Consider the following 520-nt stretch of genomic DNA (forward strand, 5'->3'; position numbering starts at 1 on the left):
GACGGCAAGGGTGCGGTAACCTTCCTTGTCCGCGTCAAGGAAGCTCTGGAAGATCCGCGCCGTCTTTTGATGGACCTGTAAGGCCGCTTTGCGGTTAACCCCTGAAGGGCGCGCCAATCGCGCGCCCTGATACAGGGAAAGGCACGCCATGCATTTGCTTCTTCAGATCGATACGACCGATTATGACGGATGGAAGTCCCAATGGGACGGGGATGCGGAGAACCGGTCCAACGCCGGAATGACGCAATTGCAGATATGGCGGGGCGTGGATACGCCGGGCCGCGTCTTTGCACTGATGGATGTTCATAATCCGGACAATGCCAAGGCGTGGATATTTCACAGCCATATGCAGCTTGCATTATCCGAAGCCCGCGCCGCTGCCCTGCGGGGNCGAGGTTCCCGTGGGTGCGGTCCTGACCGATCCATCCGGCCGTGTGGTGGCACAGAACGGCAANCCNGCACCCGGGAGCTGTCGGACCCGACTGCCCATGCCGAAATTCTGGTTCTCAGAGAGGGGTGC

The 520-nt window shown here is 60.3% G+C and carries 1 pseudogene; it reads left to right on the forward strand.

What is annotated here, in order from left to right:
• Positions 1-295: 295 nt before the first annotated feature.
• A pseudogene (locus TR36_RS14415) lies at positions 296-520 on the forward strand (nucleoside deaminase); the annotation flags it as partial.

The organism is Falsirhodobacter sp. alg1 (genome assembly GCF_000739715.2).
In the GTDB taxonomy this organism is placed as follows: Bacteria; Pseudomonadota; Alphaproteobacteria; order Rhodobacterales; family Rhodobacteraceae; genus Falsirhodobacter.